We start from the raw sequence: 2,263 nt of genomic DNA, 5'->3' as shown, positions 1-2,263 counted from the left end.
CGAATATGGTATCTACATGATCGCAGAGTGTAATCTGGAGAGCCACGGAAGCTGGGACATCAGTGCAGAACAGACCGGTGACTTCAGCAAAGTCGTACCATGTGACCGTCCGGAATGGATGGATATGATGCTGGATCGTGTCAATTCCATGTATCAGAGAGATAAGAACCATCCGGCGATCCTGATCTGGTCCTGCGGTAATGAGGCATTTGGCGGAAAAGTAATCTACGAGATGTCACAACTGTACCGTAAGATGGATCCGAACCGCCTGGTACATTATGAAGGTGTCTGCCACGATAGAAGATACAACGATACCAGTGATATGGAAAGCCAGATGTATCCGTCTGTAGAGGATATCCAGGCATTTCTGGAAAAAGACAGAAGCAAACCATTTATCTGCTGCGAGTACACTCATGCAATGGGTAACTCCTGCGGAGGTATGCACAAATATACAGATCTGACCGATACCGAGCCGTCCTACCAGGGTGGATTTATCTGGGACTATATCGATCAGTCGATCTACAAAAAAGACCGTTACGGAAAAGAATTCCAGGCATACGGCGGTGACTTCAATGATCGCCCATGCGACTATAACTTCAGCGGAAACGGTATCGCATACGGCGGAGAAAGAGACGCATCTCCGAAGATGCAGGATGTGAAATTCAACTACCAGAACATCTCTGCCAAAGTGGAAAAAGACCAGGTAACCATCGTCAACAAGAACCTGTTTATCAACACTGATACCTTTGACTGCTTCGTAGTACTTGCAAAAGATGGAAAAGAAGTAAAAGAAGTTCCGATGGAAACTCATGTAGCTCCTTTGAGTGAAGAGACCGTAAGTCTGCCGATTCCGGTACAGAATCTGCCGGGTGAATATGCAGTTACTGTATCCTTCCGGCTGAAAGAAGATACCGTATGGGCAAAACGTGGTCATGAAGTGGCATTCGGACAGGGTGTCTACAAAGTAGAAGCACCTGCAAAAGCTGTAAAACCTGCAAGATTTGAAGTGATCAGATCCGGTCATGACTTTGGTGTTCGCGGTGAAAACTTCGATGTGCTCTTCTCTTACCTGAATGGCGGTCTTGCTTCTTACCGTTACGGTGGAGTGGAGATGATCCAGATGATCCCAAGACCAAATTTCTGGCGTGCACCGGTTGACAACGATAACGGAAGCCTGATGCAGATGCGCTGCGGACAGTGGAAACTGGCCTCCATGTATCTGTCTCACAAATATCCAACCGGAGGACATTATCCGGGAATGCATATCCCTGAGATCGAAGTTTTGGATGACAGTGCAAAGATTACATTTACTTATGCAATGCCAACGACTCCGGCAACCGAGTGCAAACTGAGTTATCAGGTATATGGAGACGGAAGCATCCGCACCACACTGACTTATGATCCGGTAGAGGGTCTGGGCGATATGCCGGAATTCGGTGTTATGTTCAAGTTCGATGCAGATTACGACAATGTAACCTGGTACGGCATGGGACCGGAAGAAACCTATGTGGACAGATGTGAAGGCGCAAAACTGGGTATCTACAGGAACAAAGTGGAAGATAATATGGCAAAATACATGGTTCCGCAGGAATGCGGAAACAAGGTTGGCGTACGTTGGGCATCTGTAACAGACCGTAAGGGCAGAGGAATGCTGTTTACCGGTGATGCTATGGAATTCTCCGCACTGCCATATACACCACACGAGATGGAAAATGCGATGCATCCATTTGAGCTGCCACAGGTACACTACACGGTAGTACGTGTATCCAAACAGCAGATGGGTATTGCCGGAGACGACAGCTGGGGAGCAAAACCACTTCCGGAATATCTGATCAAAACCGATGAAAAGATGGAATTTACATTCACTTTCAAGGGAATCTGATGAAAATTGCAATTAAATAATTAAATGAAAGGAAGTAACTTTTCAGTAGCCACTATCCCGCGAGATGTTTTGACATGAATATGTCAAAATCTCGAGACATACAAGCAAAAATGTCATCACCGAAGGTGATTTACGCGAGCAACGAGTCAAAGTCCGTGCTTGCACGGAACCTTGAGGAGTGCCGCGATAACGATGAAAACTCGCAAAGCGTGTTTTTATCGTTTAAATGCATTTTAGCTTGTAACTGTGAAGGTACTGAACAGTTACAAATTATATTAATAAGAAGAAAGAGGGAATTAAAATGGCATCTTTCAATCAGACAGCCGGCACCAGAACGCAGGCAAGAAACAATACTCAGGCGATTGTGGTAACCGCCATGTG

The 2,263-nt window shown here is 45.9% G+C and carries 1 protein-coding gene; it reads left to right on the top strand.

Annotated elements, in window-relative coordinates:
- A partial coding sequence (locus tag MSA64_RS11355) for a glycoside hydrolase family 2 TIM barrel-domain containing protein (protein ID WP_287891661.1) occupies positions 1-1,882 on the top strand: 1,882 nt, incomplete at its 5' end.
- Positions 1,883-2,263 lie beyond the last annotated feature (381 nt).

The organism is Oliverpabstia sp., from assembly GCF_022785585.1.
In the GTDB taxonomy this organism is placed as follows: Bacteria; Bacillota; Clostridia; order Lachnospirales; family Lachnospiraceae; genus Oliverpabstia; species Oliverpabstia intestinalis.
The sequence above is the reverse complement of the archived record's forward strand: the minus strand, read 5'-3'. Positions and strand labels throughout refer to the sequence as shown.